The 22,781-nt window shown below is 57.4% G+C and carries 24 protein-coding genes; 9 read left to right on the forward strand and 15 right to left on the reverse strand.

Annotated features, from left to right (window positions below; translation table 11 throughout):
* Positions 1 to 23: 23 nt before the first annotated feature.
* On the reverse strand, positions 24 to 1,151 hold the full coding sequence (locus tag ACM6I5_RS13395) for a glycerophosphodiester phosphodiesterase (RefSeq protein ID WP_017340249.1): 1,128 nt from the start codon (positions 1,149 to 1,151) through the stop codon (positions 24 to 26).
* Positions 1,152 to 1,373: 222 nt separating this feature from the next.
* On the opposite strand from ACM6I5_RS13395, the gene ACM6I5_RS13400 reads away from it, so the two are divergent.
* A complete protein-coding gene (locus ACM6I5_RS13400; RefSeq protein WP_150633922.1) occupies positions 1,374 to 1,700 on the forward strand; it encodes a DUF2025 family protein in 327 nt (108 codons plus the stop codon).
* Between the two features lie 60 nt (positions 1,701 to 1,760).
* On the opposite strand, the gene ACM6I5_RS13405 is transcribed toward ACM6I5_RS13400, so the two are convergent.
* On the reverse strand, positions 1,761 to 2,084 hold the full coding sequence (locus tag ACM6I5_RS13405) for an antibiotic biosynthesis monooxygenase family protein (protein WP_414884049.1): 324 nt from the start codon (positions 2,082 to 2,084) through the stop codon (positions 1,761 to 1,763).
* Positions 2,081 to 2,788 carry a CTP synthase gene (locus ACM6I5_RS13410; protein WP_414884050.1) on the reverse strand — a complete coding sequence of 236 codons (708 nt, stop codon included), beginning with the start codon at positions 2,786 to 2,788 and terminating at the stop codon, positions 2,081 to 2,083. Before ACM6I5_RS13410 ends, ACM6I5_RS13405 begins: the two co-directional genes overlap by 4 nt.
* A gap of 15 nt (positions 2,789 to 2,803) precedes the next feature.
* On the opposite strand from ACM6I5_RS13410, the gene ACM6I5_RS13415 reads away from it, so the two are divergent.
* On the forward strand, positions 2,804 to 3,745 hold the full coding sequence (locus tag ACM6I5_RS13415; RefSeq protein ID WP_414884051.1) for a LysR family transcriptional regulator: 942 nt from the start codon (positions 2,804 to 2,806) through the stop codon (positions 3,743 to 3,745).
* A gap of 6 nt (positions 3,746 to 3,751) precedes the next feature.
* On the opposite strand, the gene ACM6I5_RS13420 is transcribed toward ACM6I5_RS13415, so the two are convergent.
* From ACM6I5_RS13420 to ACM6I5_RS13430, 3 genes are all read right to left on the reverse strand, one after another.
* Entirely contained in the window at positions 3,752 to 4,270 is a 519-nt protein-coding gene (locus ACM6I5_RS13420; protein WP_017340244.1) for a DUF1003 domain-containing protein, read from the reverse strand.
* Positions 4,271 to 4,338: 68 nt separating this feature from the next.
* The gene (locus ACM6I5_RS13425; RefSeq protein ID WP_414884067.1) at positions 4,339 to 5,415 is read right to left on the reverse strand and encodes a diguanylate cyclase; all 1,077 of its coding nucleotides are present in this window, start codon (positions 5,413 to 5,415) and stop codon (positions 4,339 to 4,341) included.
* A gap of 157 nt (positions 5,416 to 5,572) precedes the next feature.
* Positions 5,573 to 6,181: a TetR/AcrR family transcriptional regulator gene (locus ACM6I5_RS13430; RefSeq protein ID WP_017340242.1), complete on the reverse strand. Its 609-nt coding sequence runs from the start codon at positions 6,179 to 6,181 to the stop codon at positions 5,573 to 5,575.
* Between the two features lie 213 nt (positions 6,182 to 6,394).
* Between ACM6I5_RS13430 and ACM6I5_RS13435 the strand changes: the two genes are divergently transcribed.
* Positions 6,395 to 7,435 (forward strand): MBL fold metallo-hydrolase, encoded by a 1,041-nt coding sequence (locus tag ACM6I5_RS13435; RefSeq protein WP_414884052.1) that lies wholly within the window; start codon positions 6,395 to 6,397, stop codon positions 7,433 to 7,435.
* A 136-nt stretch (positions 7,436 to 7,571) separates the two neighbouring features.
* On the forward strand, positions 7,572 to 9,050 hold the full coding sequence (locus tag ACM6I5_RS13440; protein WP_414884053.1) for an amidase family protein: 1,479 nt from the start codon (positions 7,572 to 7,574) through the stop codon (positions 9,048 to 9,050).
* A 32-nt stretch (positions 9,051 to 9,082) separates the two neighbouring features.
* Here ACM6I5_RS13440 and ACM6I5_RS13445 read toward each other — a convergent pair whose 3' ends face one another.
* The 4 genes from ACM6I5_RS13445 to ACM6I5_RS13460 all read right to left on the reverse strand — a co-directional run bounded on the left by ACM6I5_RS13445 (position 9,083) and on the right by ACM6I5_RS13460 (position 10,722).
* On the reverse strand, positions 9,083 to 9,403 hold the full coding sequence (locus ACM6I5_RS13445; protein WP_414879277.1) for a helix-turn-helix domain-containing protein: 321 nt from the start codon (positions 9,401 to 9,403) through the stop codon (positions 9,083 to 9,085).
* Positions 9,396 to 9,542 (reverse strand): type II toxin-antitoxin system RelE/ParE family toxin, encoded by a 147-nt coding sequence (locus ACM6I5_RS13450; protein WP_144425321.1) that lies wholly within the window; start codon positions 9,540 to 9,542, stop codon positions 9,396 to 9,398. The genes ACM6I5_RS13445 and ACM6I5_RS13450 overlap by 8 nt, the downstream gene beginning before the upstream one ends.
* A 12-nt stretch (positions 9,543 to 9,554) precedes the next feature.
* Positions 9,555 to 9,872: a helix-turn-helix domain-containing protein gene (locus tag ACM6I5_RS13455; protein WP_017340239.1), complete on the reverse strand. Its 318-nt coding sequence runs from the start codon at positions 9,870 to 9,872 to the stop codon at positions 9,555 to 9,557.
* Between the two features lie 82 nt (positions 9,873 to 9,954).
* A complete protein-coding gene (locus ACM6I5_RS13460; RefSeq protein WP_414884054.1) occupies positions 9,955 to 10,722 on the reverse strand; it encodes an AraC family transcriptional regulator in 768 nt (255 codons plus the stop codon).
* 112 nt (positions 10,723 to 10,834) lie between these two features.
* On the opposite strand from ACM6I5_RS13460, the gene ACM6I5_RS13465 reads away from it, so the two are divergent.
* The gene (locus tag ACM6I5_RS13465) at positions 10,835 to 11,650 is read left to right on the forward strand and encodes a sulfite exporter TauE/SafE family protein (RefSeq protein ID WP_414884055.1); all 816 of its coding nucleotides are present in this window, start codon (positions 10,835 to 10,837) and stop codon (positions 11,648 to 11,650) included.
* Positions 11,651 to 11,749: 99 nt separating this feature from the next.
* Positions 11,750 to 12,922, forward strand: coding sequence for a hypothetical protein (locus ACM6I5_RS13470; RefSeq protein ID WP_414884056.1), 1,173 nt, complete (start codon positions 11,750 to 11,752; stop codon positions 12,920 to 12,922).
* Positions 12,923 to 12,929: 7 nt separating this feature from the next.
* Here the strand turns inward: ACM6I5_RS13470 and ACM6I5_RS13475 are convergent, their stop codons facing one another.
* Positions 12,930 to 13,919: a hypothetical protein gene (locus tag ACM6I5_RS13475; protein WP_414884057.1), complete on the reverse strand. Its 990-nt coding sequence runs from the start codon at positions 13,917 to 13,919 to the stop codon at positions 12,930 to 12,932.
* A 182-nt stretch (positions 13,920 to 14,101) separates the two neighbouring features.
* Between ACM6I5_RS13475 and ACM6I5_RS13480 the strand changes: the two genes are divergently transcribed.
* Entirely contained in the window at positions 14,102 to 15,202 is a 1,101-nt protein-coding gene (locus tag ACM6I5_RS13480; protein ID WP_414884058.1) for an HNH endonuclease, read from the forward strand.
* A gap of 129 nt (positions 15,203 to 15,331) precedes the next feature.
* On the opposite strand, the gene ACM6I5_RS13485 is transcribed toward ACM6I5_RS13480, so the two are convergent.
* The 4 genes from ACM6I5_RS13485 to ACM6I5_RS13500 form a co-directional block, all read right to left on the reverse strand.
* Positions 15,332 to 15,865: a Bro-N domain-containing protein gene (locus tag ACM6I5_RS13485; RefSeq protein WP_414884059.1), complete on the reverse strand. Its 534-nt coding sequence runs from the start codon at positions 15,863 to 15,865 to the stop codon at positions 15,332 to 15,334.
* Positions 15,866 to 16,272: 407 nt separating this feature from the next.
* On the reverse strand, positions 16,273 to 17,523 hold the full coding sequence (locus ACM6I5_RS13490; protein ID WP_017340233.1) for a ribonucleotide-diphosphate reductase subunit beta: 1,251 nt from the start codon (positions 17,521 to 17,523) through the stop codon (positions 16,273 to 16,275).
* Positions 17,524 to 18,038: 515 nt separating this feature from the next.
* A complete protein-coding gene (locus ACM6I5_RS13495) occupies positions 18,039 to 18,392 on the reverse strand; it encodes a hypothetical protein (protein WP_414884060.1) in 354 nt (117 codons plus the stop codon).
* A 187-nt stretch (positions 18,393 to 18,579) separates the two neighbouring features.
* Positions 18,580 to 18,843, reverse strand: coding sequence for a DUF2790 domain-containing protein (locus ACM6I5_RS13500; protein WP_017340231.1), 264 nt, complete (start codon positions 18,841 to 18,843; stop codon positions 18,580 to 18,582).
* A 455-nt stretch (positions 18,844 to 19,298) separates the two neighbouring features.
* Between ACM6I5_RS13500 and acs the strand changes: the two genes are divergently transcribed.
* Both acs and ACM6I5_RS13510 read left to right on the forward strand, forming a co-directional pair.
* The gene (acs, locus tag ACM6I5_RS13505) at positions 19,299 to 21,254 is read left to right on the forward strand and encodes an acetate--CoA ligase (protein ID WP_017340230.1); all 1,956 of its coding nucleotides are present in this window, start codon (positions 19,299 to 19,301) and stop codon (positions 21,252 to 21,254) included.
* Between the two features lie 742 nt (positions 21,255 to 21,996).
* Positions 21,997 to 22,770 carry an ABC transporter substrate-binding protein gene (locus ACM6I5_RS13510; RefSeq protein WP_010457256.1) on the forward strand — a complete coding sequence of 258 codons (774 nt, stop codon included), beginning with the start codon at positions 21,997 to 21,999 and terminating at the stop codon, positions 22,768 to 22,770.
* Positions 22,771 to 22,781: the final 11 nt, after the last annotated feature.

The raw sequence follows: 22,781 nt of genomic DNA on the forward strand, positions 1-22,781 counted from the left end.
GATACGGGTGCCTCGGTCCCGGATCAATACCCGTTGTTTGTCAGCAACTGCGCAACACTCGCCGCCGCCGGACGTTTATAGAACTTCAACAGCTCGCTGGCGCGGTTGGTGAAAATACCGTCGACCCCGGCGTCCATGACTTTCTGGTAATCCACCGCATCATCAACGGTGTAGACGTGCACCAACAAACCCTGATCATGGGTGTACTGGTTCATCCACGGTTTCACCAGGTCCGAATAGCTCTGATCGCCACCCTTGGTCAGTGCAGCGGAAGGTCCGGTGCCGATCGCGCCCTGGGCCTTGGCGTATTCGACCCATTGCTGGAATTCGGCTTTGTCCTTCGGCTCCTGCTTGGCGTAGTAAGTCGCTTTATCCTTGTCGCCGGACTCGGCGAACGTCACCTTGGACTTGGGCTCGATGCTGCCTTCACCCACCCACAGCAACAGGATCTTCGGCACCTGCGGCATTTCCTTTTCCAGCAGTTCGAGGCTGCTCTTCTCGAAGGTTTGCAGCACCACCTTGCCTTTGCCCTGGCCAACCGCCAGATTGCTTTTCGCCAGTTTGGAGCCCGCCGGACTCAGCCAGCCGCGATCCTGCAATTTATCCTTGAGGTCGCTTTCGATGCCGGGGAATTGCTTGGGTTCTTTGGTTTCGATGTACAAGCCGGGCTTGTGCAGCGGATTGCCTTGGGCAATGTCGATGATCTCGTCGAGGGTCAGGATTTTCAGGCCCGCGTAGGAGGGACGGGCACGATCCGGGTAAGCGCTGTTGAACCAGCTGCCGGCATCGAGGGTTTTCAGTTCGGCGATGGTGAACGCGTTGGCCGGGCTGTCCTTGCGCTCAGGGAATTTGCTGGCGACGTCGGTGGTGCGTTGCAGATTGTTGTCGTGCAGGGCAAACAGCACGCCGTCCTTGCTGCGTTGCAGGTCCAGTTCGAGGTAGTCGGCGCCCAGGTCGCGCGCCAGTTTATAAGCGGCGGCGGTGGATTCCGGTGCATCGAAAGACGCGCCGCGGTGAGCGATGACCGCCGGATGCGGAATGCCCGAACGGGCTGCCAGTGAGGTCGGGCTTGGTTCGCTGGCGGCCTGTGCCTGGCCGAGGCCCAGCAGCACGCTCAGCAGCAGGGCGCTCTTGGTGAAAGTAACGGGCATGGTCGAGATCCTTTCGCAGAGAGTTTTCAAAGACGTCTCTTTTAACAACTGAGCGCCGCCAGCGCTATCGCGAGACCGACATAAACGTGTTTAAAGGCCATTTTTTCGGCACATTTGTGCGGCTCTTTGCAGTACTCTTGGCCCCGGCAGTTTCCCCGGCAGAGGGAAAAGCCGTTCAATTGCCCTGCGTGTAAACCATCGATCACTTGTGTGAGGTTTATCATGCGCATCACTTCCCAGCTCATCTGCCAGGCCGCCGAACAACTCAAAGGCTTCGTCGGCCTCAACCGCAAGACCGGCCAGTACATCGTGCGTTTCAGCGAAGATTCCTTCGGCATGGACGTGGCGGATGACGGCATCATTCCTGCGAGTGAATTCGTCTGGGCGCCGGGGCCGGAGCAGGCCATGACGCTGAAGCGCGAGCTGATCCAGTTGTTGCTGGATCAGAACATCGATGACCGGATCAACATCACCGAGCCGTTGCGGGTGTACATGAATCGGCGGGAAGTGCCGGAGATTTCGGCGGTGCGGAGTTTGGTGCAGAGCTGAGATTGGCAGTGTTTGTGCTGGCCCCATCGCGCGATGGCAGCCTAAGGAACACCGCATCATCTACTGCTTAAACCCATAAGCCCGCTCAACCCTGCACACCCGCGTATTGCACGCCGAATACCAGGTCGAGCGCCCACGCTCACGAATCGCACTGTGCTCGGGATGAAGTTTCCACGCCAGAATCGCTGCCTCACTGGCCCAATAGGACACCGTAATCCCGAGCCCGTCTTCACCCCGCGCTGATTCCACGCCGAGAAAGCCCGGCTGCTCGCGTGCCAGCTCTACCATGCGCTCGGCGGCTTCGGCGTAACCCTGGTCACCGTCGGTTCGCCGCGAAGTAAAAATGACCGCGTAGTAAGGCGGTTCCGGCGTCCGGGCCATCATGATGTCTGCCTCACGCACGCTTCGATCAACGCACTGACCAGCGGCGGTAACAGACCTTTGAGCGCGGCACGTTCCGGTTGAAACAACGTGGCCACAAAAAACGGATGCCCACGCAATTCCACTGCCCGCAGCTCCCCCGTCGAATCATGTCCTGTGGCGCACAACCGTTCGCTCAGTAACGCCCGCTCGAATTCAGGATTCACACCGTAACGGCAGCGATAGCCTTCGCGAATCTCGGAATGTTCATACGCCTTGGCGATCAACGAACCTTCAACCAGCTGAATGCTGTCGACGGCTTCCACCAACGAACAGGTCAGTGGTGTGAGCAGCGCTCGCGTCGCATCGGGTGCTGTCTCACCGTGCTCGGCATCTTTCCACCCCAGAACGTTGCGGGCGTATTCGAGTACGGCGTGCTGAAAACCGCCACACGTGCCGAGGAAAGGTCGCTGTTGTTCGCGGGCAAAGCGGATCGCTCGCAACGCACCGCCCTCATTACGGTAGGGACTGGCTGGCACGCACCAGAAGCCATCGAAGTCTTCCAGCGGTGTGTCGTTGTCGATGCGATCGGTGGCCAACCACTGGAACTGTACGTCCAGGCCTGCGTGTTCGGCTGCCATGCCGAGGGCGACGGGAATCGCCTGGTGGGCGGTGACTTGCGGGTCGTAATCGCCGATCAGGGCGATGCGGATGACGGTGTTTTCCATGAGTGCTCTCCACGCTTGTTGATTCCTGGAACCCACTATAGATTGGCGTTCACGCACTCAATATTGGCGTTATCCCAAGTGATCAATGCAGCCGCGCACTATCGACTGGAGTACCCCGACCTGTCTCTGATCCTCGCCCTGGTGCGTGGCGGCTCGTTGGCCCGGGCTTCGGCGTTGTTGAAAGTCGACGTCTCGACCGTGTTCCGCGCCGTGCGCCGACTGGAAGCGGCATTGGGTCAGCAATTGTTCGAAAAGAGCCGCGCCGGCTACTTGCCCACCAGCCTGGCGCAGACCTTGGCCGAACAGGCCGAGCGCGCCGAACAGGCGCTGGAGGCCGCGCGCATCGGCGTGGAGCAGGGCGGTGAAGTCATCAGCGGCACCGTGCGCCTGACCTGTACCGATTCGGTCCTGCAAGGTTTGCTGTTGCCGGCGCTGGCGCAATTCATGCCCGGTTACCCGGCGCTGACGCTCGAGCTGAGCACGTCCAATGACTTCGCCAACCTCAGCCGCCGGGATGCGGACATCGCCTTGCGCCTGACCCAGGCGCCACCCGAGCATTTGGTAGGACGACGCCTGGCGCAGGTGTCATACCGTGTGTGTGCGAGTACGGCGTATCTGAAATCGGTCGATGCCCAAGACCTGGCCTCGCTCACGTGGATCGCCCCGGACGACTTCCTCCCCGATCACCCCACTGTCGCCTGGCGGCGCCAGCACTTGCCTGGCGTCACACCGGGTTATCGCTGCAACAGCATGTTGTCGGTCACCGAACTGGTGCGGGCCGGGTTGGGCGTTGCGGCATTGCCGGACTTTCTGATCGGTGACGGGCTGCAGCCGTTGAGCGAGCCGCTGCACGGTTACGACACCGCGTTGTGGTTGCTGACCCGTCCGGATTGTCGCGCCTTGCGTTCGGTGGTGACGTTGTTTGATGAGTTGGGGCTGGCGTTGAAACTGCCTTGAACAGTGTCAGGCCTTGCGCACGAAATGCTGGTGCATTTCCGACGTCAGGACTTCGATGCGTTCCGTGAGGGTTTTGGTCATCTCGGTGAGGCGGGTGTTTTGCTCGAGCAACTCGAGCAATTGCGCGGTGTTCTGCGCCGCCTGGGCCTGACGTTCGCTGTTGGCGACGGCCAGGTCTTCGCGGTGCCGCGCATCGGCCTCGGACTGGGCTTTGTCCCGTGCTGCCTGGCGGGTCTGGGCCAGCAGAATCAACGGTGCGGCGTACGCCGCTTGCAGGCTGAACGCCAGGTTGAGCAGGATGAAGGGGTAGGCATCGAAGTGGGTGATGCCCGCCACGTTGAGAAAAATCCATATTGCGACGATCAGCGTCTGCGCCCCGAGAAACATCGGCGTGCCGAAGAACCGCGCAAAGGCCTCGGCGCGCAGGGCAAACTTGTCAGTGCCGAAGGTCGGCGCCAGGTGAGCGTGAGGACGCTGGAAACGCAAGTGATCGACGGTCGCGGTGGTTTTGGTTTCGGTGGTCATGATGCTCTCTGCAGCGCTGGACTGAGGTCCACTATAGCGCCACTGCCCGGCAAGCCGCGCAGCTTTGGCTAAATCGCCAGCGTGACAGCCGTGTTGCGCTCGGTATCGCGGGTGGCTACACAGATTTTATTGCGACCGGTGTTTTTGGCGGTATAGAGGGCTTTGTCCGCGTCATCGAGCCAGGCGATGGCATCGGTGAAGGACGGGTGAAAAGCGGCCAGGCCGATGCTCAGGCTGACCCGCAGTCCGGGAATCTCCTGATGCCGGTAGTCATGCAGCACCTCACGTAGGCGTTCCATGACATCCCGCGCCTGATGCAACGGCATGCCGGGCAGGATCACGCAGAATTCGTCACCGCCATAGCGCCCGGCCAGATCGCATTCGCGCAGGTTGCGCTTGAGCTCGGCGCTCAACTGGCGCAGCACCGAGTCACCGACGATGTGCCCGTAAGTGTCGTTGATGGGTTTGAAGTGATCGATGTCGATCAAGGCAATCGCGGCGGGTTGTTGGTGTTCGCGACAGTGGTGGAATTGCAGTTGCAGCAGGTCTTTCCAGGCGCCGTGGTTGAGCAGGCCGGTCAGACTGTCAGTGCGGCTCAGGGCACTCAAGGCGCGTTTGTGTTCGGACAGTTTGATCGCCAACCGATAGCAGACCATACCCACCGCCCACGGGTAGAGCGTGAGGATCGGCAGGCACGCCCAAATCTGTACATTGGTGGTCGTTGGGTTGAACATCGCGCCGAACAACAGCCAGGCAATCATGACGCCCGTCGCTTGGGTCAAGGTGCCGAGCATGAACAACCGCAGGCCTCCCGTGGCGACGTTGTTCATCGCCATCATCGCCAGGATGGTCACTGTCGTGAGCGGGTTGAACTGAACCGTCGCCGCCCAGAAACCGCCACACAGCGAATCGAAAAGCAGGTTGCGGCGTTCGGTCTTGTAGGGAAAGTTCGCGCGGATCGACAGTTGATAGGCAACGTGGGGCCAGACAAAGGCGTTCACCAGCATCCACGCCCACATCCAAAACGGCATGTTCAATGGAGACAACGCAGCGGCCACGCTGATGCAACCGACGCCAAGGCCAATGGTTCGGGGCAGGTAAATGCGTCTGGCAAATGACAAGCCCTTGCCGCGTTGGTTTTCCATAGTGTCCTGCGCCAGATTCATTCTGAAACACATTGCCGTGTTTTATTCAGAGCTACCGTTCATCGGTCAATCGCGGACATTGTCATTTATTCCAGCGGGAATAATCAGTGTCCTTCCAAGCCATTTAATAGGGGCCAGGGCGCAGTGAACGCTTGATTCAGAGCTGATAGCAGGCGAGGAACATGTCCAGCGCAGAGTCCACGACGGTGGTCTGCATCTCGGGCGAAAGGCCGGGCAGCCCCATGGAAATCTGCGGCCAGAAGGCAAAGGATTTAAGCATTCCCTGAATCTGTTGGCCGGCAAACCCCGGGTCGACCGGCTTCAAGCGTCCATCGGCCTGAGCGGCACGAATCCACACGGTCAGGCCTTCTTCGCGCTCGCCCATTCGCGCGACCATGTTCTGCGCCCGCTCCGGGGAATGGATGGTGGCTGCGATCGCGACCCGCGCCAGGTCGAGAAAATTGTCATCGCCCATCATCTGCAATTTTGCCATCAGAATCAGGCGCATCTGATCGCGCAGCGGCAGGTCAGGGCGGTAGGACGTTTCTTGTTCGGCCGTCACCCGCGCCCATAACTGATTGAGGATTTCGGCGAACAACTCTTCCTTGCTGGGGAAGTGGTTGTACACCGTGCGCTTCGACACGCCAGCGGTGGCGGCAATCTTGTCCATGCTGGTGATGTCGAAACCGTTGGCACGGAATTCGGCAATCGCCGCTTGGATGATCGCTTCGCGTTTTCGGTCGGTCAGGCGCTGTGGAGCTGTCATAAGTACGCTTCGGCAGAAGAATTCAGGAATTACACTCAGCAGTTTACTTGTGATCGGCTTTGATGCAACCTAGAAACTACACTGTGCAGTGTAATGTTTGGTTAATCCTGCACAGCCAAAAATAGAGTGTTCGGCTGATGCGTGCGTGCCTTGGCCATTTATCGTCCCACCGCAGAAACTGCCGACTGTGCGGTTTCCTGGAGTCATTCCGTCATGGCCAATTCCACCAACGCCTCTGCGCCTGAAGCTTCCCGTCAGGTCGACGGGGCCTTCAAAAACCATGCGCCCGTGCAGCGAGAAGGCTTTCGCAAAATGGTACGCATCATGTGGAGCATGATCTTCCACAAACCGCGCAACACCCGCCCAACCACGGCTGTCCCGGTGCAACGCCTGACCCACGATGCGTTGATCGCCGCGCCTAATCACAGCGTCTATCGCCTCGGCCACTCCACCGTCATGCTCAAGCTGCGGGATAAATTCTGGATCACCGACCCGGTCTTCGCCGACCGCGCTTCACCCGTGCAATGGGCCGGTCCGAAACGCTTTCACCAACCGCCCATCAGCCTCGAAGAATTGCCACCGATCGAAGCGGTGATCCTGTCCCACGATCACTATGACCATCTCGATTATGAGGCCGTGCTCAAACTGGCGGACAAGGCCAAGTACTTCCTTACGCCGCTGGGCGTCGGCGACACCCTGATCAAGTGGGGCATCGAACCCAGCAAAGTGCGCCAGCTCGACTGGTGGCAGGGCACCGAAGTCGACGGCATCCAGTTTATCGCCACCCCGTCGCAACATTTTTCCGGCCGTGGCCTGTTCGATGGCAACAGCACACTGTGGGCCTCGTGGGTGATGATCGACGCCCACACGCGCATCTTCTTCAGCGGCGACAGCGGCTACTTCGACGGCTTCAAACGTATCGGCGAACAGTACGGCCCGTTCGACCTGACGCTGATGGAAACCGGTGCTTACAACGTTGAGTGGCCGCATGTGCACATGCAGCCTGAGCAAACCCTGCAAGCACACATCGATCTCAAAGGCCGCTGGTTACTGCCGATTCACAACGGCACCTTCGATCTGTCGATGCACGCCTGGTTCGAACCGTTTGACCGGATCCTGGCACTGGCCTGGGAGCGCAGCGTGTCGATTACCACGCCGCAGATGGGTGAGGCATTCAACGTGATGTATCCGCAGCGGGGGAGTGTTTGGTGGTCCGAGGTCGAGCAGCAGGTGTATCAGGAGAGTGTTGGCTGAGCGGCTACAGATGGGCGCGAATATTCATACGTGATGCAGTGCCAGGAGATGACGGACATTTCCAGCGGCCTCTGTAGGCTTGAAAAGCGAGTGAGCTTATTCACTCGCTATCAGTCATCACAAGGAGCTTGATCACATGGATGAAACGCTAAACGACGCTACGCAAAGGCTGACACCCCGGTTGGGGCTGGAATATTCAAGTGTCGACGAACTCGGCCAAAGAATGGAGCGCAATCAGCTGAGTGCTGTAGCGCTCGTGCAGCACCTGCTGCACCGGATCGAGGCGCTGGATAAACAGGGACCGGCGATCAACGCGATCATCGAACTCAACCCTGATGCATTGGCCATTGCCGAAGTGCTCGATCAAGAGCGACAACGAGGGCACGTACGGGGCCCTCTGCATGGCATTCCCGTCTTGCTCAAAGACAATATCGACACGTCCGATCAGATGCAGACCAGCGCCGGTTCATTGGCCATGGTCGGTCAGCCGGCCGCTCAAGATGCTTTCATCGTGCAACAGCTCAGAACAGCAGGGGCGGTGATACTCGGGAAAACCAACCTCAGTGAATGGGCGAATTTCCGCGATCCTGCCATCCCCGATGGGTGGAGCAGCCGAGGTGGGCAAACCAAAAACCCGCACGTGTTGAGCGAATCACCTTACGGCTCAAGCTCAGGTTCCGGCGCGGCGGTTGCCGCAGGTTTCGCGCCGCTGGCACTCGGAACGGAAACCGTCGGCTCGATTATCGCCCCGGCGTCCGTCAACGGCGTGGTCGGCCTCAAGCCTACCGTGGGCTTGCTCAGCCGCAGCGGCATCGTCCCGGTGAGTCAAAAAGTCGATACGCCCGGGCCCATGGCGCGCACCGTTCGGGAGGCGGCACTGCTGTTGAATGCCATGTCCGGCAACGACGACGCCGAACCGGTCAAAAAGCCGCACGCCATCAGCGGCGTGGACTATACGGCTTTGCTGGTCCCGAATGCCTTGGTGGGACGGCGCATCGGGTATCCCGTCAAGTTCGAGACCAGCGGCGAGGCCGCACAAAGCGACCCTCAGTTTTCCCGTGCGCTGGAAGTCATGCAGGCCGCAGGGGCGACATTGATTCCGGTGGTGTTCGATGATCCTCAATCCCTGTCGCCGGAGGAGGTGGAAAACGGATTCTGGATGGGTATCAAGCGTGATCTGCCGCGATACCTGGCCACACGAACCGGTCTTGCAATCCAGAGCCTGGAGGATCTCCTGCAATACAACGAGCATTGCCCCGACGCCGAGGCGTATGGGCAAACCACGTTGAGCGCGGCCAACAACGTTGATTTTGACGAGAACACGTACAACGAGTTGTGGCAAAAAATTCAAAGCGAAAATGCGGCTGCCATCGACAACGTGATGCTTGAGCATCAGCTGGATGCCGTAGTGTGGGACGTGGGCTCCCCAGGGTTGAACGTCACTGCGTTGGCAGGTTATCCCGGCGTCATGGTGCCTTCCGGAGCGGACGATCACGGAGTGCCGACCTCGGTGTTCTTCTTCGGGACTCAGTGGAGCGAGGCCCATCTGCTGGCAATTGCTTATGGGTATGAACAAGCTTCCAACGCAAGGCCAACGCCTGCGTTCAAGCTGTAAAGGCTTCTAACGCAAACACTGGGATTTTTACTTCAGGTGAAAACCACCTCAATTCGCCCCTCTTTTCTCGATCGAGGGGCTGACTTGACCACGATCTGCACGTCTCGCCCGAGCAGGGATAAGCATTCCATCATCTTTGCTTCACTAATGCCGCGAAACTTCCCGCGCAACATTTCAGAGAGCTTGGGTTGGGACAGACCCAAAATTTCAGACGCTTGAACCTGAGTCAAATGGCGAGCCTTTATGATTTCGCCAATTTTTGCGGCCAGTTGGGATTTGACGCGCATTTCATTGGCGTTGGGCGCCGAGAGGTCTTCGTAGACGTTGCCGCTGCTTTCTTCGATTTCAATCATGATCTGATCCTTTTGCGTGGTCTTGCGCCGCCTGAAGTCTCTCCTTGATCAAATCGATGTCGGACTGCGTGGTTCTGATACCCGAAGTCGACTTCTTCTGAAAGCAGTGCAGAACATAAATGGCAGAATAATCATCAATCGATGATTTCTTTCACTCGACCATCGCGAAATCAGTGCGCCCCATCGGTTCCGCTGCCGACCCTTTCATATTCATCCCCCGCCCCGGCGCAAACCCCGGGAAGAACACCAACCCCTCCGACTCAAACCGATAAGCCAGCGCCAGTCGATCAGCCTCCGGCACATCACGCCGGGCCTCAAATCGCTCAATCGCGTCGACCGAAACGCCAGACTCCCGCGACAACTCATCAACACTCCAGCCCAGCATCGCCCGGGCCTGGGCGCAGTGAGCGGGGGTGAATTGGAAGAGGGCGATACGTTCCAGGGTGATTTTCATCGCATAAGAGGCCATGGTGTTCTCCGGGCTCAAGAGTGCTTATTCAAAAAGTACTGTGATTTTGTACAGTTGTTTTGCGCCCGGATCAAACTCATTTTTATTTCGCCCCCTCCAACCAGACGGACGGCGCCTGACCCAACACCCGGCGAAACATCGTCGAGAACGCCGCCGGGCTGTCATAGCCAAAATCCAAAGCAATCCGCGTCACCGGCTCACCCACCGCCAACCGCGCGAGGGCCAACACCACACAGGCGCGCTGCCGCCACTGGCTGAAACTCAGGTCGGTCTGCTGGCGAAACAGGCGATTGAACGTGCGCAAACTGATGTGCAACTGATCCGCCCATTGCTGCGGCGACTGATGAGCATCGGGCCGCTGCAAAAAGCCCCGGCACAACGCAAGCAACCGCGCATCGACAGGCAGCGGAATGTGCAACGGCAAGTGAGCACTGCGCGCCAGTTCATGCAGCAGCAAATCAACCAGCGCCCCGTCGCGCCCGACCTCGTCGTACGCCAGCGGAACCTCCACCGCCTCCATCAGCAAATGCCGCATCAACGGCGAAACGCTGATCACCTGACAACGACTCCCCAGATCAACCGCCCCCGGTTCGATGTACAAACTCCGCGTGCTCACCCCCAGCATCAACACCTCATGCGCCACCCCCGGCGGAATCCACACCGCCCGCTGTGGCGGCACCACCCAATTGCCGTCATGCGTGCTGACCTGCATCACCCCGGTCGCGCCGTACAACAACTGCGCCCGTCGGTGCGTATGAAGAGGCAACACCTGACCGTAGGAATAATCCGTACCGATCGCCACCACCGACCGTGGCGTGTCATCCAGCCCATTAATCGAAACATTGCGCATCAAGCGGCTTCCAGCAGTTGGCTTAAACGCAAACAATATTGGCTGACTTGCTGAAGCAGGCCAAGCTGCATCGCTCTATCGTCGACCGCTCCCACCTAATGGACGACGCGCGATGTTCTATCTCTTGCTGGCACTTTTCGGCTGCATGACCGGCGTCACCGCCGTGCTGTTCGGCTTCGGTGGCGGGTTTGTCGTCGTGCCGTTGCTGTACCGCATGCTCATGGCCAGCCATGGTGCAGACGACCCGATTGGTCAATCGGTGATGCACATCGCCGTCGCCACCTCGACCTGTGTGATGATCGTCAACGCACTGGTCGCCACCGGAAAACACCACCGCGCGGGTAATCTGATTCGCCATTACCTGTGGCCGTTGGGTGGGTTTATCGGAGTGGGCGCTGTGGTCGGCGCAGTGGCAGCGATGTGGGTCAGTGGCGAGGTGATTCGGTATGCCTTTATTGCCTACCTGGGCGTAACCATTGTGGATTGCCTGTTCAGACGTGGATTTCTGACGCACACCGATAACGCAATCCCACGGCGATTGGGGAGGGCGGAAGTGTCCGGTGGCGGTGTAGGAATCGGCGCCATCGCCACATTCCTCGGCGTGGGCGGTAGCGTCATGACCGTGCCGTTGTTGCGGCGTTGCGGGTTGAGCATGTCTCAGGCAACGTCCATGGCCAATCCACTAAGCCTGCCCGTGGCGCTGGCCGGGACGGTGACTTACATGGCGATGGCGGGGTTCACTGAGTTTGATCTGGGCGCGTGGTTTGTCGGTTATGTGGATCTGCTGGCGTTTGCGGTTTTGACGATGGGATCGTTGGTGGGCATTCGACTGGCCACGCCGTGGATCGGGCGGATTCCGGATCGGATACATGCGCGGGTTTACATTGGTTTGCTGGTAGTGGTGATGATCAGTATGTGCCTGAGTTGATGGCTATCAAGTCAGCTTTTTATCGATTCTCGCAAGCGGGTTCGCCATAATCCGCCCACTTTTTGCGAGCCAACGCTCGCTGTATTCAAGGATGATTTGATGTTCAAAGGATTGTTTCGTCTCACGGGCATTGTCGTGTTGGTGTGCTCAACGTTTCCTACAGTGTTGTGGGCCGACAGCGGCAAGCAGACCTACACCGGAATGCTGGGCAAAATGCCGATTGTGCTGGAGGTGAGCGCCGACGGCAGTGAGGGGCGGTACTTTTATCAAAAGTACCGCAAGGACTTAGTGCTCAGTGGCACGAAGGAAGGGGAAACGCTGGTGCTCGAAGAGGGTGACCAGCGTTATGGAGAGTACAAACCTTTTCCGACAATTCGCTTACAACCCGAATCCAACGGTTTTTCCGGTGAATGGGTCAGCCCTAAAGGGAAGGTCTTGAAGATCCAGTTGCAGCCAGCAAACCTTCCTCCGGTTCCCGCCGAGACCTTGCCCTATCTCGTCAGACTTCACGACAAGGCGCCTTACGAATACCTGCGCTTACAAGGTATGAAACTCATCCAAGGCAAGACCGAAACCTTCATGGGATACACGCTGCAATGGTGGCGTGAGCCACAATCAAACGCCGAGCTATTTGAAGTGATTTCGGGTTACAGCGCCGAAGAGCGTCAGCAAATCAACCAGCAATTGATGGGCCGTTTGTGGCGAGAAGTCGTGGGGTATTACGGATGTTTCGCCAATTACGCTGACGCCTATTACTCACAGATCAGTCAGCCTCTGTGGATGACGCCGTCCGTGATGAGCGTTCGGGTGTCAACCGAGTACTTCTGTGGCGGTGCTTATCCGGATCAGATCAATGACTCAATCAACTTCGATACCAAAACGGGCAAATCCCTGACGCTTGAAGATGTGCTGTGGGTGGGGCAGGGCAAACCACTGCATTACGAGGAAGACTACGACGTCTATAACTCTTCGTCCGAGTCATCCACTGCTTATTCTGATTACCGCAATAAAGAGCTGGCGCCGTGGCTGGTGGCACAACTGCTTAAGCTCTATCCCACTGAAATGACGACAACGCCAGAGGGCGAGAACGATTGCGGCTACAACGATGATTACCCTTGGCACTATCCGCGCTGGTACTTCACCGAGAAAGGCATCAAGTTAGAGCCATCCTTCCCTCACGTGGCTGCCGTGTGTCAAAACATTGGTTGGGGCGTCCTGCCTTACAAACTCGTCAAACAACACCCCGGCGGCGTCGCGCTGCAGCTGCCCTGAGACGAGTTTACTTATCAGCCAACCCCGGCGCTTCCCGAATAATGAAGTGATCCAGGTTCTCGATATTCGCACTGAACACCCCGAACGTCTGCTCGGGGTTTTTCTTGCTCGGCACCTGCTTCAACTCCGGCGTCACGCCATAAAAGAAGCAATACAACTGCGCCTCGCTGTCGATGGCGTGCTTGATCTCCTCAAGAAACGCTTTGCGCTTGCGGTAGTTCTCGATCAACTTCTTGCTCAGGTAAACGTTGACCGAATAAGGCTTCTTCTTCGCCTCATCCGCCTGCTTGAACCAGACCTTCTGCTCGAAGTCGATGCGAAAGCTCTGGGTGTAATCCTTGATCTCCTTGATCTTGCCCCAGTAAATCAGCCCCTTGTTGTCCGTCAGGTACTCGATCTTCTTGAAGAACGACCCATAAGGCGCCGTGTGCTCGCCAATCTTCAGCGGCATGCGCTTGAGCAGGTCCTTGTCCTCGAAGTTCGACACGAAGCACTCCACCGGGTGAGCGAAGATGCTGGTCTTGTCCGGTGCTGATTCGTGGCTTGGGTGCTCGACGTCACTGGCCTTTGTCGCCGGTTGCAGGTCCGCTCGCATCACATCTGCCGCGACCGCCGGGTTCGACGGCTTACGCACATACTGACGCCGAGTCAGCAACAACTCCGACGGAAAATGCTCCTCACGGCTGTCATCCGTTTCCGCACCGTCCGCGTCCACACCTGACGCCGGCGTCTTGAGACTGACATAAGGACAATCCGCCACATGCCGGGTGCTGGGCGTGTTCTTGAAGTGCGGGGTGCGAACGTAGTTCACGTTCTTGGCGTTGAAGGTCGTCAACACATTCGCCGCATCGAAGGCCAAGCGGCAAGCGTCGTTGGGACACTGGAAGTGTTCCTTGGCGGAATCGAACTCCATGGTTTCGTCGAAATTCAGATCCCGCACGTCATAGATCGACAACTTGTCGTCGAGGCTGAGGCAGTAGGCGAGGTCGAATTTCATGGTGGGCTCGGGTCCTTGAGTGGGGGAGGTATTAATAACGGGTAGCGAGTTATGGCGCACGCACTATTGAGCAATAGCGCTTAGAAATAGTGGCTTTTCGCCCTGTTCCGTATTGAAACCCTTTGGTACTTTGGCTGCGGTAGGAATTTTCCTACGGAAATTGTCGATAAAGGGCAGCGCTCGTGGCGATCAAAGCGGTTTCGAAGGAACGAATAGACAAAGCGATGCTGGAGTTTGATCGTAAGTATCGTAGTAGGCGTGAGTGGCAGGGCTGGGAAAATAACCTAGCTCACCGTTACGCCGTTCACTCGGGTGGTGAACTGTATCCAGCGAAGAAAATCGTCTCTTTGGCGACCGGCATTGCCGTAGGCGAATTCTCCGGTGGGCGCCCGACCAACAGTTACCTAGAAAAGCGAGGCTTCACTATTGTGGAGTTACCGCGTGGGGACGGCGAGCCGCTGTTGCAGTTCACTCCGGGGGCTGTTTACGACCGAAAAACTGAAATCAATGGACCGTTCGGTGGGAGCCTACAAAGCGGCATTGCAGCGTCCGCTACCTACCCTGCGATATTTTTGTTCACGGGCGATAGTGGTGAGCAATACGGGTATGCCGACGATTGGGACAACGGCGCCTACCTTTATACCGGTGAAGGACAACGCGGGCCGATGACTTTGATCCGAGGCAACCGAGCCATCGCTGAGCATGCAGAGGATGGCCGAGCGCTACACTTGTTTAAGTCCCTCGGCAAAGGTAAAGGCAACGCTTACTTGGGCGAGTTTTCTTGCGCCGACATGTTTGAGCGGACCCAGCCGGATGTGAGCGGCCAGGACCGGACTGCGATTGTTTTTCGGTTAGTCCCTGTGGGCATTCCTGGTGAAATAATTGAAGCTGAAGAACAGAATGAAGATGAAGCTGACCTTTCCGAGTCTCTGGCTGCTGCACGGTTGGCTGCGCTGGCTGCATGTAAGCCTACCAACGATGATTTAGGGCAATCCGCTCCGCGTAAGATCTACCAACGCAGCCGTAAGGTTGCGCACTATGTGCTGATGCGCGCCGAGGGTGAATGTGAGAGCTGTGAGAAGCCGGCTCCTTTTATGAAAAAGGATGGCACACCTTACCTAGAGCCTCATCACGTAAACCGGCTTTCCGATGGTGGGTTAGATCACCCACGCTATGTGGGGGCTGTATGCCCAAGTTGCCATCGGGAAATTCATTCTGGTGTGCACGGGGCGTTGGTGAATGAGCGGCTTAAGCAGCGGTTGGAAGCAATTGAAACTGATTGAGCGATGCGCCAAGTTCCATTGGCTTTAATTTCAACGCAGTCCAGTCGCTTTCTTGCTTCTTTACGCTCATAACGTCGCCGAGGGTTAAAAACCCTCGGACGATACGGGGCGGGCGGTCTACGAGAAGCGCTAACCGACCGAATGCTTCGAAGGGTGAAACACCTCTAGGACCCTGCGCCACCAAGGCTTAGCCGCTGAAACGCGCCTTCGTGTTCGATTCAGCAACAGATAAGGCATATCCCGCAGCCGAATCCAGCCTTCATCCTGCCAATGCAGCAGACTCAACGACATCTCCGGCCAATCCAACAAACTCAACATCGGCCGATCTGCATTCTTCGAAGGCCCCGCATCGCGCAACGCCGGGACTACTTGATGAGTCAGCCACTCACGCAATAACCGATTCCCGGGGGCGTAGTGATACACCAGCAACGCATAGGCACCGGATTCACTAAGCATGAGTCGCCGCTCAGATTGTCCGTAGTACTCAATTAACAACGTATGGCGCTGATCCTCGTCCAGTTTGCTGACCACACGATCACTTAGATGGAAACCCATTAGACGACCGAGATCGCGGGCGCAGAACCATGGCTGGTTTTCCAGAAGGAGGGCATGGAGGTGGAGGTTGTGGCGTGCAAAGCGTGTTGGAATGATCGGATCAGGCATGACCGATCTCCGAGAGGGAGGGGGAGCGGAGGGGGCTTTGTGTCGGCATATCCATTACCTCTACGTATGAATGTTGAGAGGGCCAAAACCCGACGTAGAGGACTTAAGGACATCCCAACAAGCATTATCTTCAAACACAAAGTCGTGCGTATGTCCTTTTAGACATGCGCGATCATTGTGTGATTGAGTAGCTTCTACGTTGGGCGTTTCTTAGGCACCTGCAATGGAGCTTAGAAGCGCTTTAATTTTTCATCAATGCAGAAAGATCTGGAGTTGCTGTAGGAGTTTTGGCGGCGAGCGTCAGATAAGTAAGTCTTTTCCTACCCAATAAAAAGCCCCGATCAGATCGGGGCTTTTCGTATTTCGATTTGTCGATTTACATCGTCAAATCACGGCGAGCTCGGGAATCAATCCCAGCTCAACGCCCCACCAGTCTGATACTCAATAACCCGAGTCTCAAAGAAATTCTTCTCTTTCTTCAAGTCCATAATCTCGCTCATCCAAGGGAACGGGTTAGTCGTCCCCGGATACTCTTCCTTCAACCCAATCTGCGACAGACGACGGTTAGCGATGAACTTCAGATAGTCCTCCATCATCGCCGCGTTCATGCCCAACACGCCGCGAGGCATGGTGTCGCGAGCGTATTCGATCTCCAGCTGAGTGCCCTGCAGAATCATCTGCGAAGCTTCTTCCTTCATCTCGGCATCCCACAGGTGTGGGTTTTCGATTTTGATCTGGTTGATCACGTCGATGCCGAAGTTCAGGTGCATGGATTCGTCGCGCAGGATGTACTGGAACTGCTCGGCGACGCCGGTCATTTTGTTGCGGCGGCCCATGGAGAGGATCTGGGTGAAGCCGCAGTAGAAGAAGATGCCTTCCAGAACGCAGTAGTAGGCGATCAGGTTGCGCAGCAGTTCTTTGTCGGTTTCGACGGTGCCGGTTTCGAACTTCGGATCGGAGATCGAGCGGGTGTATTTGAGGCCCCAGGTGGCTTTTTTCGCGACCGATGGGATCTCGTGGTACATGTTGAAGATCTCGCCTTCATCCATGGCCAGCGATTCGATGCAGTACTGGTAGGCGTGGGTGTGGATCGCCTCTTCGAAAGCCTGGCGCAGGATGTACTGGCGGCATTCCGGGTTGGTGATCAGGCGGTACACGGCCAGGACCAGGTTGTTGGCAACCAGGGAGTCGGCGGTGGAGAAGAAGCCGAGGTTGCGCATGACGATGCGGCGCTCGTCGTCGGTCAGGCCTTCCGGGTCTTTCCAGAGGGCGATGTCGGCGGTCATGTTGACTTCTTGCGGCATCCAGTGGTTTGCACAACCGTCCAGATACTTCTGCCAGGCCCAGTCGTACTTGAAAGGCACGAGTTGGTTGAGGTCGGCGCGGCAGTTGATCATGCGCTTTTCGTCAACGGCGACACGGGCGGAGGCGCCTTCGAGTTCGGCGAGGCCTTCAGCGATGTCGAGGTTGTCCAGGGCTGCTTTGGCACGGGCGATAGCGGCAGAGTCGTTCGCGGTTACGGCGCGAGCTTCTTGAGCGGCGACACCACCAGCGGTGTCGAGTCGGTCCATGTTGGCTTCAGTCGCGTGGCCGGCGTTGGCGCCTTTTACCACGGTCTCGCCGCTGTCTTCTTTGTCGAATTCGTCCCAGCTCAGCATGACGTGTCGTCTCCTGCGTGAGGGCCAGATGCCCGTGTGATGGTTTTTCACACGGTCGGTCTGACCGCGTTGGATCTATAGAAATATCGTTTTTTGCAACAGCTATACGCAGGCATCAAACAGAATTTTGTACGGGTATTCCGAAGCCGCTGATGGGCGCAGATAGCGTGAACAGTTCTGCGTGGGCTTCAGACTGGCTTTTGACCCCTGTAAGGGAATATTGCAGGCCCGTTTAAGCCGGCATTATAGGGAAATTTTTACGGCCGTGGTGGGGCGAATCCGCGCATGGAGCGGTCGAGAAGGAGGGTTTTTCGGTCGGAGCGAGGGTTTACAGGGCTTTGGCTGGATATCGCGGGTGAAGATTTTTTTTCTTAAATTTTGACGCACTACTTTTTTGTTCAAAAAATAGCCAGAAAAACGGGTTTTTCACTACATCTTGTGTTTTGAGTCGGTTTTCGGTGGCTGCAGACACAACTAAGCCCGACCGAAGTCGGGCTGTCAGTCACGCTCGATGATCAGCTCAGGCGAGCGGCACCGACGTGGTCTGCACCATCGGAAGCGAGTTTGCCTGCGCCGACGTGGTCGGCACCGTCGGAAGCGAGTTTGCTTGCACCGACGTGGTCTGCACCATCGGAAGCGAGTTTGCTTGCACCGACGTGGTCGGCGCCGTCGGAAGCGAGTTTGCCTGCACCGACGTGATCGGCACCATCGGCGGCGACTTTAGCCGAGCCGGTGTGGTCGTAACCGTCAGAAGCGACAGCCGATGCAGTGGTGAATGCTGCCGAACCGGTGCGGTCGTAACCGTCAGCGGCGAAGGTGTTGGCGGCCAGCACGGACAGGGTCAGGGCGATGATCAGTTTGGCTTTCATGGTAGTGGCTCCAGGTTCGTTGGCGTTGTGTGCCTTGGTGTGGAATTCATACTACGCCGACTAATTTGATTAAAAAGCGCAAATAAACGCTTGAAGCTATCGATATAATCGATCTTTACGGTTCGGCGCTTCATCTGCCTTGTACAGCGGGCGGGTGGGTCGAACCGTTAAAGGGGAGTGCGGGTGATTAGCCGTTGGAGCAGCCGTTACCCATGATGCTGTAGCGCAGAATGTGGCGTTGGCCTTTGGAGTCGTCGTATTCCATTTTCATGGGGACCACTTCGCACACATTGGGGATTTCACTCATGGAGATAACTTTGGCGATGTCCAGGTGAGTGGAGTAAGTGTATTCCTCGATGGCCGGTTGTTGCTGTGCGACATCAGTCGGGACCTCGTCTGCCATGGCGGTTGCGCACAGGCTGGAGAGGGCCAGAACTAATAAAGCTTTCATTTCGGTTTTACCTTTTAGAGGTCGAGTGGGGTCACGCAACCTTTTTGGGGTTGCGTGTGGAACTTGATTACCGGTGTTTTTTGATTAACTGCCTTCGTGGGGGCTGCAACTTGGTTAATCAGGGTTTGCCTTGTTGGCGAGGCTGATTTTAGGCGTGGGGGCGGCGTTCATATAGGTGGGGTTTTGATAAACACCTTTGACAGATTTCGTAACAATCGCGGAATAGCATTCGTAATGGCCGGCTTATTGGTGATCGTTCGACGGGGTTTTTCAGGTAGACCGCGTGATCGTTCTTCGCGGGCAAGCCACGCCCCCACAGGGGTTGCGGTGTGTTCGAGAGGCTTATCACGATAATTTGTAGGGGCTTGTTACTACCATCGTCGAATGGTTCTATAGCCCCGGCCCGGCTACAACTGGGGTCATACAAAAACAACTATTCCACCGAGGTAAGAAAGATGAGTGCGGCTTCCCTGTATCCCGTTCGTCCCGAGGTTCTGGCCAATACGCTGACTGACGAGGCGACCTACAAGGCGATGTACCAGCAGTCCGTCGTCAACCCGGACGGCTTCTGGCGCGAACAAGCCAAGCGCCTCGACTGGATCAAGCCTTTCACCACGGTGAAGCAGACGTCCTTCGACGATCACCATGTCGATATCAAATGGTTCGCCGACGGCACCCTGAACGTTTCCTACAACTGCCTCGACCGTCATCTGGCCGAGCGCGGCGATCAAGTGGCGATCATTTGGGAAGGGGATGACCCTGCCGAAAGCCGCAACATCACCTACCGCGAGCTGCACGAACAAGTCTGCAAGTTCGCCAACGCCTTGCGCGGCCAGGATGTGCACCGCGGCGACGTGGTGACTATCTATATGCCGATGATCCCCGAAGCCGTGGTCGCCATGCTGGCCTGCACCCGGATCGGCGCGATTCACTCGGTGGTGTTCGGTGGTTTCTCGCCGGAAGCCCTGGCCGGTCGCATCATCGACTGCAAATCCAAAGTGGTGATCACCGCTGACGAAGGCATCCGTGCCGGCAAGAAGATCCCGCTCAAGTCCAACGTCGACGACGCGCTGACCAACCCGGAAACCAGCAGCATCCAGAAAGTCATCGTGTGCAAGCGCACCGGTGGCGACATCAAGTGGAACCAGCATCGCGACATCTGGTTTGAAGACCTGATGAAAGTGGCGGGCAGTGTCTGCGCGCCGAAAGAGATGGGCGCCGAAGAAGCGCTGTTCATCCTTTACACCTCCGGCTCCACCGGCAAGCCTAAAGGCGTGCAGCACACCACCGGCGGCTACCTGCTTTACGCGGCCATGACCCATGAGCGCGTGTTCGACTACCGCCCGGGCGAAATCTACTGGTGCACCGCCGACGTCGGCTGGGTCACCGGCCACAGCTATATCGTCTACGGCCCATTGGCCAACGGCGCGACCACGCTGCTGTTCGAAGGCGTGCCGAACTACCCGGACATCACTCGGGTGGCGAAGATCGTCGACAAGCACAAGGTCAACATTCTCTACACGGCGCCAACCGCCATTCGCGCGATGATGGCGTCGGGTCAGGCCGCTGTCGAAGGTGCTGATGGCAGCAGTTTGCGCCTGCTCGGTTCGGTGGGTGAGCCGATCAACCCGGAAGCGTGGGACTGGTACTACAAGAATGTGGGCAAGTCCCGTTGCCCGATCGTCGATACCTGGTGGCAGACCGAAACCGGCGGCAACATGATGAGCCCGCTGCCGGGCGCTCACGCCCTCAAGCCGGGTTCTGCGGCGCGTCCGTTCTTCGGTGTGGTGCCGGCGTTGGTCGACAACCTGGGCAACATCATCGAAGGCGTGGCCGAGGGCAACCTGGTGATTCTCGATTCGTGGCCGGGTCAGGCGCGCACGCTGTACGGCGACCATGACCGCTTCGTCGATACCTACTTCAAGACCTTCCGTGGCATGTACTTCACCGGTGACGGTGCGCGTCGTGACGAAGACGGTTACTACTGGATCACCGGTCGCGTGGACGACGTGCTCAACGTGTCCGGCCACCGTATGGGCACCGCCGAAATCGAAAGCGCGATGGTCGCTCACCCGAAAGTCGCCGAGGCTGCCGTGGTCGGCGTGCCGCACGACATCAAGGGGCAGGGCATTTATGTCTACGTGACGCTGAACGCTGGCGAAGAGACGAGCGAGCAATTGCGTCTGGAACTGAAGAACTGGGTGCGTAAAGAGATCGGCCCGATTGCTTCGCCAGATGTGATTCAGTGGGCGCCGGGGCTGCCGAAAACGCGGTCGGGCAAGATCATGCGCCGGATCCTGCGCAAGATTGCGACGGCCGAATATGATGGGTTGGGGGATATCTCCACCCTGGCGGACCCAGGTGTGGTGCAGCATTTGATTGATACACACAAGACGATGAATGTTGCGTAAGTAACGTTCCGAGTCATCGAAGCCCTGCCAGGTGTTGAGCCTGGTGGGGTTTTTTTTGTCTGCGGATTTTGTATTGCCTGACCGGGCCTCATCGCTAGCAGGCTAGCTCCCACAGGGATCTCCGGTGGATTCACAATGTGCATCGAGCGCAGCTCCTTTGTGGGAGGTGTTGAGCTTGGTGGGGTTTTTACTGCCTGGGTTTTGTGTTGGCAGGTTGGGCCTCTTCGCTAGCCTGCTAGCGATGGCGATCTGTTCAACCAATAATTATCGGCTTCCCCCGTAAGCCATTTCCCACTGTTACCCGCCACCCTTCAAGTAACCGAATGTGTAACCGCTTGCGCCGATACGGGGCATTGAGAAACGCCATAAGCCTGCAACGGTGCGCTTCAGCTCGGCAAAAAAATAAGAACCCACGCTATGCTTGCCGGATTAGAAGGCTTTGCCAATAATAGGCCCGCAATTTGCAATATAGATCGGTTCACTGTCTTTTGCTCTTGCATGAAATTGCAAGGCTGTCAACGTGCCCAAACGGCTTTCTCGGTGCTTCTGTAATTTGTTGTCGCATTGAAGAAATATCGGCTTCGGGCCTGTCGTTAGAATGCCGATCACTCGCTCGTCGTTGCCTGTGTTGAAAATTCGCACAGGCACTGTAGGACGCAGCAACGCTTTCCGGTTCCACTCATTCGCATATTGGGCTGTCGCTCACTCTGCCGTTTTAGCCCTTTACCGATGGAGTCCCAAGATGAAGAAACTCGTGCTGCTTGGCGCCCTGGCACTGTCCGTGCTGTCCCTGCCAACCTTCGCCGATGAAAAGCCTCTGAAAATCGGTATCGAAGCGGCTTACCCTCCGTTCGCTTCCAAGGCACCGGACGGCAGCATCGTTGGTTTCGACTACGACATCGGCAACGCCCTGTGCGAAGAGATGAAGGTCAAGTGCACCTGGGTCGAGCAAGAGTTCGACGGTCTGATCCCGGCACTCAAAGTGCGCAAGATCGACGCGATCCTGTCGTCCATGTCGATCACTGAAGACCGCAAGAAGTCCGTGGACTTCACCAACAAGTACTACAACACCCCGGCTCGCCTGGTCATGAAGGCCGGCACTCAAGTCAGCGAAGGCCTGACCGAGCTCAAGGGCAAGAACATCGGCGTGCAACGTGGTTCGATCCACGAGCGTTTCGCCCGCGAAGTCCTGGCCCCGCTGGGTGCCGAGATCAAGCCGTACGGTTCGCAGAACGAAATCTACCTCGACGTGGCTGCCGGTCGCCTCGACGGCACCGTGGCAGACGCTACGCTGCTGGATGACGGTTTCCTGAAAACCGACGCCGGCAAAGGTTTCGCCTTCGTTGGCCCGGCCTTCACCGACGTCAAGTACTTCGGCGACGGCGTTGGTATCGCGGTTCGCAAGGGTGACGCGCTGAAAGACAAGATCAACACCGCGATCGCCGCCATTCGCGAGAACGGCAAGTACAAGCAGATCCAGGACAAATACTTCGCCTTCGATATCTACGGCAAGTAACACGTCCAGGC

Source organism: Pseudomonas sp. IT-P171, assembly GCF_949767765.1.
GTDB lineage: Bacteria > Pseudomonadota > Gammaproteobacteria > Pseudomonadales > Pseudomonadaceae > Aquipseudomonas > Aquipseudomonas fluorescens_B.